This is a genomic window from Ensifer sp. Root954 (assembly GCF_001429005.1).
Classification (GTDB): Bacteria; Pseudomonadota; Alphaproteobacteria; order Rhizobiales; family Rhizobiaceae; genus Ensifer; species Ensifer adhaerens.
In genome coordinates this window covers 453-11036 of the sequence record NZ_LMJM01000021.1, presented here as the reverse complement: position 1 = coordinate 11036, position 10584 = coordinate 453, and the positions used below count along the sequence as shown (strand labels likewise).

The window sequence follows — 10584 nt, the reverse complement described above, 5'->3', positions numbered from 1 at the left end:
CGCCGCTCTTTTGCATCGGCCATGGGCGTGGCCGAGCCCGGCAAGCCTATTCTTCTTGAGCTTTTGATCTCAATCGTGACATTAGGAAAATAATATATGCGATTGTTTTATATCGCATTATACGGCGTTTTATGAAACTCCTCTCTACTGAGGGCGGATCACCAGCTCGCCCAAAAGGCCGCCGCCGTCACGATTGCGCAAGGTCAGAGACGCGTTGATGGAGACTGCCAACTGCTGGGCGATGGCGAGACCAAGTCCGGTCCCGCCGGTCTCGCGATTGCGGGAATCCTCCAGCCGGACGAAGGGTTTCAAAACGGCGCCCAGTTGATCATCCGGGATGCCCGGCCCGCGGTCGAGCACGCTGATAACCACCGTATCGTCAGCAAGCCGCCGTGCCTCGATCTCGGCGCTGCCTGCGAATTTGAGCGCGTTGTCGACGAGGTTGGTGAGAATGCGCCTGAGCGCCTGCGGCCGGGTTGTGACCGTGCCGCCATCGATATCGCTGGCGCTGACGGACTTGCCGGTGTCCTGATAATCGTAGACGAGGCTTTCAATAAATGAGGCGAGGTCGACGCGCGTCGATTTCTCGACATTGCCGTGGGCGCTGCGGGCATAGGCAACGCCTTCTTTCACCAGGCTTTCGATCTGGCCGAGGTCTTGGATCAGCTTCTCCCGATCGGCGAAATCCTCGGCCATTTCCGCGCGCAGCTTCATGCGGGTGATCGGCGTCTGCAGGTCGTGGGAAATGGCTGCAAGGATCTGGACACGTTCTTCAAGATACTGGGCGATGCGGTCGCGCATGGCATTGAAAGCGGTTGCCGCATAGGCGACCTCCGTCGGGCCGGTCTCACTGAGCCGCGGCGTGTTGCGGTTTGGGTCGAGCGTGTCGGCCGCTGCGGCAAGGTTGACGAGCGGGCGGACGGCCTGCCGCATGGCAAACCAGCTGCAGAAAAGCAGAAGCGCGAGTTGCGCCAGCAGCACGTAAGGCAGCCAGTCGGCGAGCGGCATTACCCCCTTGGGATAGACGTCGATCGTCAGCGGCGAGCCGTCGCTCAATGTCAGATGCGCCTGCACGTGGCGGCGATCGCCGGGGATCGTCTCGATGGTGACCGGATATTTCGGGCCAGTCGCGCGCTGGATGTTGGCGGAGAGCTCCGCGGTGGCCGGATCGACCGACGCGTTGCCGGGCACGCCCGGTCCGAGAATGAAGCCGTAGTTGTCGCGGCTGAGGCGATTGAGCCAGGAGGCACGCTCGTTAGCGGGCAGGCGGTCGAGGATTGCGATCGAGGTCGCTATGTCGTTTTCGAGCGTGTTGAACATGACAGACTTGGCTGACATGTAGCGCTCGAAGAACAGAACTGTGAACGACATCACATGTGCGATGGCGAGGCCGGCCAGCAGAATAACAAAGAGCCGCGCCCTGAGCGTGCGCGGCCATAGTCGAAAGCCTCTTTCAGCAGCGTTCGCGGTCATTCGCGCGCCTCCACGATCTCGATCGGCACCGAGAAGACATAGCCTTCGCTGCGCACCGTCTTGATGTAGGCCGGCTCGCGGGCGTCGTCGCCGAGTCGCTGGCGGACCCGGCTGACGAGCAGGTCGATCGAGCGGTCGAAGAGATCGGCCTCGCGGCCTTGCGTGAGATTGAGCAACTGGTCGCGGTTGAGCACGCGCTGGGGGTGGTCGATGAACACCTTCAGCAGCCGATACTCCGCTCCGCTCAGCGCGATCACGGTGCCATCAGCATCGATCAGGTGCCGCGCCGTCGTGTCGAGCTTCCAACGGCCGAAGCGCAGCAACTGCCCGGCCTCCGAAATCTGCAGGTTGGGCGGCAGCATGCGCGCGCGCCGAAGCACGGCCTTGATGCGGGCCAGCAGTTCGCGCGCGGAGAATGGCTTGGAGAGATAATCGTCGGCACCCATTTCGAGCCCGAGAATGCGATCCATCTCGTCCGAGCGGGCGGTCAGCATGATGATCGGGATCGCTTTATGCTTGCCGGCGCGCAGCTCGCGGCTGAGCACCAACCCGTCGTCGCCCGGCATCATCACGTCGAGGACGATCAGATCGACGGTATCGCCTTCGAGGAAGCTGCGCATCTGTCGCCCGTCGGCGACCGCGGTCGCGCGCAGGCCGTTTTTCTTCAGGTAGCTCGACACGAGTTCCCGGATCTCTCGGTCGTCGTCGACAATCAGCACATGGTCGATATGCTCCATCGAGCAAACTCCTCAAGTCGGTTTGGCCTTCGCATGGTGCCGCCGCTTCTGGGCGAGGGGGCTGTGCCACTTGCTCTGTCTGGTTGACGCTCTGGATATGTCGTCGGTGTGTTCGCAACATCCAGACTTGCATGCGAATGTAATGCAAGCGCCTGCAGATACATTTCGACACAATTTCACAAAGGAAACCCGCCGCTTGCTGTCAAGCGGCGGGTCGTGGGAACTGTGGCTGATCGCGTCAGGCTTTAGCTTTTGCAGCAAGCTGCGCGCGATACTGGGCGGTGGGCAGGCCGCCCCAGCCCCAATTGTCGAGGTCGACTTCCTCGATGACCACATAGGTCGATTCCAGCGGCTTGTTGAGCACGTCGAGCAGCACTTGGCTGACGCCTTTGATGATCTCGGCCTTTTCCTCCGCCGTCACCGTTTGACGCTCCGGCGTGGTGCCCTCGCGGGTCACCTGAACTGTTACGATCGGCATTGCCGTCTCCTTTCTGGAACTTGATGGCACCCAAGCTGCCGCGTTTGTTTGGAGAGTTACGGGCCTACCAGCGTCCGGCGTTCTGGCCGCCGTCCACATGCAGGATCTCGCCCGTTACGAAGCCGGCACCCTCCAGGTAGAGAACTGCGTCGACGATATCGCGGATCTCGCCCATTCGTCCGACCGGGTGAAGTGTCGAAAGCGCCGCATGCGTTTCCGGCGCGTGCATCGGCGTCTTGATGATGCCGGGCGAAACCGCGTTGACGCGAACGCCTGAAGTCGCGAATTCGATCGCGAGCGCCTGGGTTACCGAATTCAGGCCGCCCTTGGTGATGGAGGCAAGCGCGGCGGGCACGCCGGCGATCGGCTGGTTGACGAGGCTGGTGGTGATGCTGACGATGTGGCCGGAGCCCTGCTTCAGCATCTCGCGGGCGGCGTGCTGGGTAATATGGAAGAAGCCGGCGACATTGACGCTCATGTTCAGGTCGTAGTCTTCCTGGGTGAAGTCCGTGAACGGCTTGGCGGTGAAGACGCCGGCATTGTTGACCAGGGTGTCGATGCGGCCGAACCGTTCGAGGCCCTGGCGCACGACGCGCTCGGCGGTCTCGGGATTTCCGATATCGCCTGCAACGGCGAGGATGCCCGCATCCGCGCTCTCCCTAATCGAGCGCGACGTGGCGATGACACGGTAGTTGCGATCGCGGTAGGCCTGCACCAGGGCGGCGCCGATACCCTGCGATGCACCGGTGATGATGGCGACCTTCTGTTCGTTGCTCATGGATGTGATCCTTCTTCGATTGCAACGGGCGTTCGTGCAGCCCGTCCCTTCGCCCTCGGCGTTGGTGCAATCAGATTTAGACCCATCCGATCTGTGCGAGAATTGACGACAATCGGCAGTCAATAAACCGAAATTCGGCATAATCAGTCAAGCGTGCCAGCTTCCATCGCCATGCGTGCGAACTCGGTCCTGAGACGCGGCAAGGCGAAATCCGCGAAGGCGCGAACTTTGGGAACCGACATGCGGCCCTGCGGTGCAAGAAGATGAACCGGCATCGGCGGATGCTCGGCATCGGCCAGCACGATCTTCAACTGTCCGTCGTGGACATGGCGCGCGACATGGTAGGAGTAGAGCCGGGTAAGGCCGGTGCCCGCAACGGCGGAATCGACCGCTGCGCGCACGCTGTTGACGATGTAGCGCGGCGTGAACTGTACCGTGCGCGGGATCAGCGAACCTTCGGTCGGCGTAAAGGTCCAGGAATCAAGGCCGAAATTGGTGAAGGCGACGATCTGGTGCTTGGCGAGGTCTGCCGGCTCGTCGATGCGGGGATGACTGGCGAGATAGCGTGGGGAAGCGACGACGACGCGCCTGATATCGCCGCCGATGCGTGTTGAGATCAGCGAAGAATCCGCGAGGTGCCCTATGCGCAGCGCGATATCGACGCCTTCGTCGACAAGGTTCACGAAGCGGTCGAGCAGCAGCAACCTGGCCGAAACCGCCGGGTAGAGATTGAGGAAGTCGTCGAGGATCGGGCGCAGCATCTCTTCACCGAGGATCGGCGGCGAAGAGATCGTTACCGTGCCGCGCGGAGCCGCGCGCTCGCCGCCTGCGAGCATATCGGCCTCTTCGAGATCGACCAGCACCCGCCGGCAGGCTGCTGCATAGCGCTGGCCCGCTTCACTGAGTTTCAGCGAGCGGGTCGTCCGGTGCAGCAGTTCGACACCGACATGGGCTTCGAGCAGGTTCAGCGCGCGGCTGACGGCCGTTGGCGATCGCTTCAGCCGACGGGCCGCACCCGCAAGGCTGCCTTCGTCAATCGCCGTGACAAAGACCTTCATCGCATCGATACGATCCATTCTGCCGACTTTCGCAAAAGATGACGTCAATCAGCAAGAATTCGTCTGCAAGACGGCGGAAGTAAAGGGCCGACAGCACTGCATAGGAGAGTGCTGTAACTTCTGAGCTACGCCGGAAAGAGGCGAGCGATCAAATCGGACGCGGAGCCCTGCCAAAGCTCGCCCTTGCCGGTTCCCGACCACAAGGACAGAAAGTCCGGCGACCCCTTCGCCGTGGACGCCGCTCTGATGTCACGCGTGAACTTGTTCTGGGCCGGAAAGGGCATGACGGCGGCGGCATCCACCTCGTTCATGAAACGGTTTTCGACGCCGCGCGCAAACCGGCCGGAAAAGGCCCGCGTCGTTCGCGTCTTCCGCTCCGTGCCCTCTAGCGCCGCGCGATAGGGGGCCGACGTCCCAGCTTCGGCGGTCGCGAGGAAGGCCGTACCCATCTGCACGGCGCTGGCGCCTTTTGCGAGAACGGCTTGGATGTCGGAACCCGTCATGATCCCCCCCGCGGCGATGAGCGGTACCTTGACCTTTCCCAGGCTCCAGGCGAGCAGGTCTTCAAGGCCGATTTCGCTGTCTTCCGCGGACGGGTCGAAGATGCCCCGATGCCCGCCGGCCTCGTATCCCTGCAGCGTGATGGCATCGACGCCGCTCTCTTCGAGCGCCAGAGTTTCCTCGGGCGTCGTTGCCGTGCCGATGATCAGCATTCCTGCGTCACGAGCAGCGCGCATGTGCTCGGCGGGCAGAACGCCAAAGACGAAGCTCAGCGCCGCAGGCTTTGCCCGCAGCACCGCCTCGAACTGCGCGTCGAAATCCTCTTCGTAGGGCGCTGCAAATTCCGGCGTGGGCAGGCCGAGTTCGACGCGGTATCCCGCCGTCGCGCGCCGGGCGCGCTCGAGCGCCGCGGCGTCGACCTTCGGCTGCGGATGCTGGATGAAGAGGTTTATGGCGAAGGGACAATCTGTTCGGGCACGCACGGCCTGGGCGAACTCTGCGATCGCCGGCGGGCTCGAATAGGCCGCGCCGATCGAGCCGAGCGCGCCGGCGGCGGAAGAGGCTGCCACGAGCGCCGGCGACGAAGGACCTCCGGCCATCGGCGCGACGATCAGGGGATGTCTCAGGCCGAGTTTCGAAAGGGTGCCTTGCATAGTCGTGTCCTCGCTGCGCGTTGCCTGCCATCTGGCAGCGCTGCAGAGGTAGGGTGAGCGGTTACGGACGCAAGGGCAGGCGCCACAGTTTACCCGAATATCTTGTGGGTCGCTCGCGGCAGGTATGGCGGAGGCGACGGGCCCCTCGGGACCGTCGATCGCGCGGCAACTGTTGCAACACAGTCGGTTGACTGGCACTGTCGCTCGGTGGCGAGAGACCTTTCCAAGGAGCCCGCGATGTCGCGACAGACGGACAAGCAAGAGACACTTCCGAGCCTTGTCGAACACTACCGGCCCGTGCAGCTGAAGGCCGTGCTTGCGGCTCGCGCAATTAAGCACCGAGAGCCTCCGCCGCCGCCACCGGAAGAGCGCCAATACGGATCGCAATTGCCGGAGGGATTTCACCTGCCGCAATCTGTCTACGACGACTGAGCGCCGGCTCCGCCCTCAGTTCGTTGCCAGCGTCCAGGCCATGCCGGCGAGCGCGCAGGCAAGCAGCGTGGTTATGACCGACACATTGAAGCGGAAGATCGCCACGCCGGCCGCGAGCGTCAGCAGCAGAGACGGCAACACCAGCGACCCTAGGACCGGAATATCGAGCGCCAACGGCCCGAGCGTCCAGGGGGCGACTTCGGCAAACAGCGTGTGCAGGCCAAACCAGACCGCAAGGTTGAGGATGACCCCGACGACAGCGGCGGTGATCGCCGACATGGCGCCGGTCAGCGCGACGTTGTTGCGCAGCCGCTCGATGAAGGGCGCGCCCAGGAAGATCCATAGAAAGCAGGGAACGAAGGTGACCCAGGTCGTCAGCATCGCTCCGAGGGTCGCGGCCGCCATGGGGGAAAGCGCGCCGGGATCGCGATAAGCACCCATGAAGCCGACGAACTGGACGACCATGATCAGCGGCCCAGGCGTCGTCTCGGCCATGCCGAGCCCGTCGAGCATCTCGCCCGGCTTCAGCCAGCCGTAGTGCTGCACCGCTTCTTGGGCGACATAGGCAAGTACGGCATAGGCGCCACCGAAGGTGACCACCGCCATCTGGCTGAAGAAGAGGCCAATCTGGCTGAAGACGTTGCCCGTGCCGAGAATGGCGACGAGCAACGCCAGCGGCACCAGCCACAGGGCAAGCAGGATCGCCGAGATCCGCAGCGACCAGGCGAGGTTCGGGCGCGCATGCGCGGGAATTTCGTCGCCGAGCACGGAGTCTTCGTCCTTGAGTACCGGACCCGTGCCGGCCTTGTGGCCTCCGCCGATGCGAAAGAAATCCGAGCCGGAACGTGCACCGATGTAGCCAAGCACCCCGGCTGCAAGAATGATGAGCGGGAAGGGGACCCGGAAAACGAAGATGGCGATGAAGGCGGCTGCGGCAATGCCGATCATCACCTTGTTCTTCAGTGCTCGCCCGCCGATGCGGAAGACGGCCTGAACGACGACCGCGAGCACCGCGGCCTTCAGACCGAAGAAAAGGCCCTCGACGACCGTGACATTGCCGAAGGCGGCGTAGATGTAGCTCAGGCCCAGGATCGCGAGGAACCCCGGAAGCACGAAGAGGATGCCGGCGACAAGGCCGCCGGCGGTGCGATGCAGGAGCCAGCCGATATAGACGGCAAGCTGTTGCGCCTCGGGTCCCGGCAGAAGCATGCAGTAGTTGAGCGCGTGCAGGAAACGGTGTTCGCCGATCCAGCGCTTTTCATCGACCAGGATGCGGTGCATGACGGCGATCTGCCCAGCCGGCCCGCCGAAGCTCAACGCCGCAATCCGCGCCCAGACCCGCACCGCTTCGCCGAAGGAGATGCCGTGGCTTTCCCGTTGCCGCGCCGGTCCCGGCGCGGCCCTGTCTGCGATGTCGGTCATCTCAGGCGTCCTTCTTGGCCGAGGGCCAGTTGTGGGTCTCGTTGGTAGCATCCCGGCACCAGCGATAGAAGGCGTCGTAGAGCAGTATGCCGGCGTCCAGTTGTTCCAGATCGTCCGCATACATGCGCGAGAGCCCGAGCGAGGCGGCAAGCAGGCCCGATGCCTCCGGCGCGAGTTCCAGGCGGGCGGTATCGGCAGCACGCACGATCGTGGCGAGCCGCAGCAACGGGGCCGTGGCAAGCCCGAATTCCTCGACCATGACGTCGAAGGTGCAGCGCTCGCCGCGGTGGCTCCAGCGCACGGGCGCGTCGATGTCGAACGGTGTCGCCCGGAAGCGCTCGCCGACCATCTCCACTTCCGACGGCGCTACGTAAAGGAAAACGGCATGCGGATCGACGAAGCGCCGGATCAGCCAGGGGCAGGCGATGCGGTCGATCTTCGGCCGCGCCCGGGTGACCCAGACCGTGTGCCCTTGGGCGTTCCGTTCCGGTAGAGCCGAAGACGGCACGGCGGGGCTGCCGCCTTCGACCCACGCCTCGAACCCGCCTTCGAGCACATCGGCGGAGATGCCGGCATTGCGCAGCCAGGCGGCAACGCCGTGGCTGAGCTTCTTGCCCTGCTGGCAGATGACGATCGCCGACGCTTTGTCGACGTCGTGTGTCCAGTCCTGCACAGTGCGATAGTCGCGCCGGACGGATCCCGGGACGAGACGTGGATCGGCGTCGAAGTCCTCGTCGACGCGAACGTCGATCAGCGCGGGACAGTTCGGCGTGCCGATGAGGCGAGCGAGTTTTTCCGATGATATTTCGAGATACGACGACATGACGCGTCCTCCGGATGAGCGGTTCTATGGACGCGATGCTTCGGCTGGCGCCTCATGGGGTGATCGCACCCCCATCAGCAAAGTTTGCCGCCGTTGGCCGCACGCTGTCAAGCCGCGCTTCGGCGGCGACTTACGGGACATGGCGAAAGCGCTTCGCGCTGAGGCGTGATCCGAGGCAAACTACCGAAGGATTGTTACAGGTCTTTGGCGGCAGATCTCGGTTACCGTCAAGGAAGCGACCTGAGTGCCGAAGGTCACACTCAGGTCGCGGAGGACGGCATTCGGGCTATTTGCCGGCCTCGTTGGCTGCGGCCTCGATGACGCCCGCAACCTTCTCCGGTTGCGACGCAAAGACAACGTGGCTGGCCTTGATTTCGGTCACCTGGCTGCCGGCGCGCTTGGCCATGCTTCTCTCCAGGTCCGGGTTGATGGCGCGGTCATCGGTCGCGACGATCGACCAGCTTTTCTTGGTGCGCCAGGCGGGGTCGCCGACCTTGGCGGCGAAGACCTCCTTGGCGGCAAGGACCTGCGATTTCGCCGCAAAGGCCGCCTCCGCCGCAGGCAAATCGGCGGCGAAGTCGGCCGGAAATGCCTTTGGGTCGAGATAGAGATACTTGCCGTCCGGGGTTTCGCGCACGCTCATGGCGGCCGCAGGTTTCGATCCGGCGAGCGTTGCAAGGTTTTCGCCCTTGTCGGGCTGAAAGGCGGCCACATAGACCAGGCCTTCGACCTTGCTATGGTGTCCGGCCTCGGTGATGACCATGCCGCCATAGCTGTGGCCGACGAGCAGGGTCGGGCCATCCTGGAGATCGAGGATGCGGTTCGTCGCCTCGATGTCCGCGCCGAGCGACGTCAGCGGCTCCTGGACGACGGTCACGTTGAAGCCGCGGCGCCCGAGGATTTCGGAGGCTTCTCTCCAGCCGGAACCGTCGGCAAAAGCGCCGTGAACGATGACGATGTTCTTGATCTCGGCTGCTTGCGCTGCGAAAGCGACGACGCTTGTCGCCAAGGCAAGCGCGATGGTCGGGAGGATGCGGTGGTTCATGCGATCGTTCCTTCTTCTGTTCGTGAGGCAACGATCGCAATCTGTTCAGGCGAGGTATCCCGGATGTGTCGGTCTTCGCCGCAATATGTACCGCATTGTAGCGGCTCAATCTCGACGCCATGGCGAGAGGCCGAAGCGCGGTCTTTCACCCTGCGTGGCAAGGTACAGAGGCACACCGCGCGAAGGCGCGCTACGATTCAACCAGGATCACAAGCGATGACGGCACAACCCCGTCATAGGCCATGGCGTCCACCGCAGCCTGGCTTTGCATCGCCTGCGAGAGGGCGCCAATATCGGGAACATCCATCATGACGGCCACGCGCGTCGGGTCCTTTGGGTCGACGAAGGTCCGGATGTTGGTGATGCCGAGCGCGCCGAAGAGTTCCTTGCGTCTCGGCGATTTCAGCCAGTGATCGGCGCCTTTGGTAATGTTGTGATGGGCGATGATGGTCGGCATCGGATCCTCCCTCTTTTGACGCTGTGCACCGGCGTCGCAACTTTCCCGGCGCATCCGCGTTCCTTCAACGGAACGGCCTGAAGGCCGGGCTGTCAATTAGCCCGTCAGAGGTAGGCGCGTTTTTTCTCTGGCAACTTGAAGGAAGAGGTTCATGCCGAAATTCATCACCATCGGATACGGCGATCGCGCCGGCTACGATCGCACGGCGGCAGTGGTGCGCGATGCGGCGCATGCGCATGATGCACGACTTCAGGCCGATGGCGTGTTGATGGGGATTGCCGGCGCGCCCGTGCAGGTGCGCAATGCGGATGCGGCGCGGGTCGAAACCAAGAATGGTCCGTTCCTGTCATCCCCGTTGCCGGTGGCCGGTTTCGCGGTGATCGAGGCGGCCGATCTCGACGAAGCCATCGCCCTGGTTTCGCAGACACCCTGCGCCGTTGCTCACGGCGTGGTCGAAGTCTGGCCGCTTAAACTTCCCTAGGGAGTCGCCCAGGAGACCTGAGCGGCGAGCATGGATTCCGCCTCATCGGCCGTCTGGCGCTGGGATTCCGTGGCTCCGGCCGGCGCGATCTTCATCTCCGGTCGACCTTCCCTGAAGATCTTCCACTTTGTCGGTCGGAAGGCGATGCGGCTGTGGTCGCCGGCAGCGGCGCGCTCGGGCGAGAGTTCGATCTCGACATGCGGATGGTTGCGGCCAAGGTCGAGTTCGAGATGACGGGTGCCGGCA

At 63.5% G+C, this 10584-nt stretch carries 12 protein-coding genes and 1 pseudogene; 2 read left to right on the top strand and 11 right to left on the bottom strand.

The genetic code is table 11. The features are described 5' to 3' along the window. Positions 1 to 144: 144 nt before the first annotated feature. The 6 genes from ASE71_RS11360 to ASE71_RS11335 all read right to left on the bottom strand — a co-directional run bounded on the left by ASE71_RS11360 (position 145) and on the right by ASE71_RS11335 (position 5678). Positions 145 to 1473, bottom strand: a complete 1329-nt coding sequence (locus ASE71_RS11360) for a sensor histidine kinase (RefSeq protein ID WP_060518122.1) — start codon at positions 1471 to 1473, stop codon at positions 145 to 147. Next, positions 1470 to 2210 (bottom strand): response regulator, encoded by a 741-nt coding sequence (locus ASE71_RS11355; RefSeq protein WP_034799675.1) that lies wholly within the window; start codon positions 2208 to 2210, stop codon positions 1470 to 1472. The genes ASE71_RS11360 and ASE71_RS11355 overlap by 4 nt, the downstream gene beginning before the upstream one ends. A gap of 238 nt (positions 2211 to 2448) precedes the next feature. Beyond that, positions 2449 to 2688: a tautomerase family protein gene (locus tag ASE71_RS11350; protein ID WP_034799678.1), complete on the bottom strand. Its 240-nt coding sequence runs from the start codon at positions 2686 to 2688 to the stop codon at positions 2449 to 2451. 64 nt (positions 2689 to 2752) lie between these two features. After that, positions 2753 to 3466 carry an SDR family NAD(P)-dependent oxidoreductase gene (locus tag ASE71_RS11345; protein ID WP_034799680.1) on the bottom strand — a complete coding sequence of 238 codons (714 nt, stop codon included), beginning with the start codon at positions 3464 to 3466 and terminating at the stop codon, positions 2753 to 2755. 143 nt (positions 3467 to 3609) lie between these two features. After that, positions 3610 to 4542: a LysR family transcriptional regulator gene (locus ASE71_RS11340; protein WP_060518118.1), complete on the bottom strand. Its 933-nt coding sequence runs from the start codon at positions 4540 to 4542 to the stop codon at positions 3610 to 3612. A 107-nt stretch (positions 4543 to 4649) separates the two neighbouring features. Beyond that, positions 4650 to 5678 carry an NAD(P)H-dependent flavin oxidoreductase gene (locus ASE71_RS11335; protein WP_060518116.1) on the bottom strand — a complete coding sequence of 343 codons (1029 nt, stop codon included), beginning with the start codon at positions 5676 to 5678 and terminating at the stop codon, positions 4650 to 4652. A gap of 237 nt (positions 5679 to 5915) precedes the next feature. On the opposite strand from ASE71_RS11335, the gene ASE71_RS35745 reads away from it, so the two are divergent. Continuing rightward, the gene (locus tag ASE71_RS35745; protein ID WP_060518114.1) at positions 5916 to 6110 is read left to right on the top strand and encodes a hypothetical protein; all 195 of its coding nucleotides are present in this window, start codon (positions 5916 to 5918) and stop codon (positions 6108 to 6110) included. A 15-nt stretch (positions 6111 to 6125) separates the two neighbouring features. On the opposite strand, the gene chrA is transcribed toward ASE71_RS35745, so the two are convergent. The 4 genes from chrA to ASE71_RS11315 form a co-directional block, all read right to left on the bottom strand. Beyond that, positions 6126 to 7532 carry a chromate efflux transporter gene (chrA, locus tag ASE71_RS11330; RefSeq protein ID WP_060518113.1) on the bottom strand — a complete coding sequence of 469 codons (1407 nt, stop codon included), beginning with the start codon at positions 7530 to 7532 and terminating at the stop codon, positions 6126 to 6128. 1 nt (position 7533) lies between these two features. Next, positions 7534 to 8355, bottom strand: coding sequence for a chromate resistance protein ChrB domain-containing protein (locus ASE71_RS11325; protein ID WP_060518112.1), 822 nt, complete (start codon positions 8353 to 8355; stop codon positions 7534 to 7536). 286 nt (positions 8356 to 8641) lie between these two features. Then, positions 8642 to 9400, bottom strand: coding sequence for an alpha/beta hydrolase (locus tag ASE71_RS11320; RefSeq protein ID WP_060518111.1), 759 nt, complete (start codon positions 9398 to 9400; stop codon positions 8642 to 8644). 190 nt (positions 9401 to 9590) lie between these two features. Then, on the bottom strand, positions 9591 to 9857 hold the full coding sequence (locus tag ASE71_RS11315; RefSeq protein ID WP_034799696.1) for a hypothetical protein: 267 nt from the start codon (positions 9855 to 9857) through the stop codon (positions 9591 to 9593). A 151-nt stretch (positions 9858 to 10008) separates the two neighbouring features. Here ASE71_RS11315 and ASE71_RS11310 point away from each other — a divergent pair, with 151 nt between their 5' ends. Further along, positions 10009 to 10338: a YciI family protein gene (locus ASE71_RS11310; protein ID WP_060518110.1), complete on the top strand. Its 330-nt coding sequence runs from the start codon at positions 10009 to 10011 to the stop codon at positions 10336 to 10338. Here the strand turns inward: ASE71_RS11310 and ASE71_RS36900 are convergent. Then, positions 10335 to 10584 (bottom strand): annotated as a pseudogene (locus ASE71_RS36900) (hypothetical protein); the annotation flags it as partial. The gene ASE71_RS11310 and the pseudogene ASE71_RS36900 sit on opposite strands and share 4 nt — an antisense overlap.

Coding starts and splice junctions, on each gene's coding strand:
- ASE71_RS11340 (WP_060518118.1), bottom strand. CDS start 4,542: ATGGATCGTATCGATGCGATGAAGGTCTTTGTCACGGCGATTGACGAA.
- ASE71_RS11310 (WP_060518110.1), top strand. CDS start 10,009: ATGCCGAAATTCATCACCATCGGATACGGCGATCGCGCCGGCTACGAT.
- ASE71_RS11355 (WP_034799675.1), bottom strand. CDS start 2,210: ATGGAGCATATCGACCATGTGCTGATTGTCGACGACGACCGAGAGATC.
- chrA (WP_060518113.1), bottom strand. CDS start 7,532: ATGACCGACATCGCAGACAGGGCCGCGCCGGGACCGGCGCGGCAACGG.
- ASE71_RS11360 (WP_060518122.1), bottom strand. CDS start 1,473: ATGACCGCGAACGCTGCTGAAAGAGGCTTTCGACTATGGCCGCGCACG.
- ASE71_RS11350 (WP_034799678.1), bottom strand. CDS start 2,688: ATGCCGATCGTAACAGTTCAGGTGACCCGCGAGGGCACCACGCCGGAG.
- ASE71_RS11345 (WP_034799680.1), bottom strand. CDS start 3,466: ATGAGCAACGAACAGAAGGTCGCCATCATCACCGGTGCATCGCAGGGT.
- ASE71_RS11315 (WP_034799696.1), bottom strand. CDS start 9,857: ATGCCGACCATCATCGCCCATCACAACATTACCAAAGGCGCCGATCAC.
- ASE71_RS11320 (WP_060518111.1), bottom strand. CDS start 9,400: ATGAACCACCGCATCCTCCCGACCATCGCGCTTGCCTTGGCGACAAGC.
- ASE71_RS35745 (WP_060518114.1), top strand. CDS start 5,916: ATGTCGCGACAGACGGACAAGCAAGAGACACTTCCGAGCCTTGTCGAA.
- ASE71_RS11335 (WP_060518116.1), bottom strand. CDS start 5,678: ATGCAAGGCACCCTTTCGAAACTCGGCCTGAGACATCCCCTGATCGTC.
- ASE71_RS11325 (WP_060518112.1), bottom strand. CDS start 8,355: ATGTCGTCGTATCTCGAAATATCATCGGAAAAACTCGCTCGCCTCATC.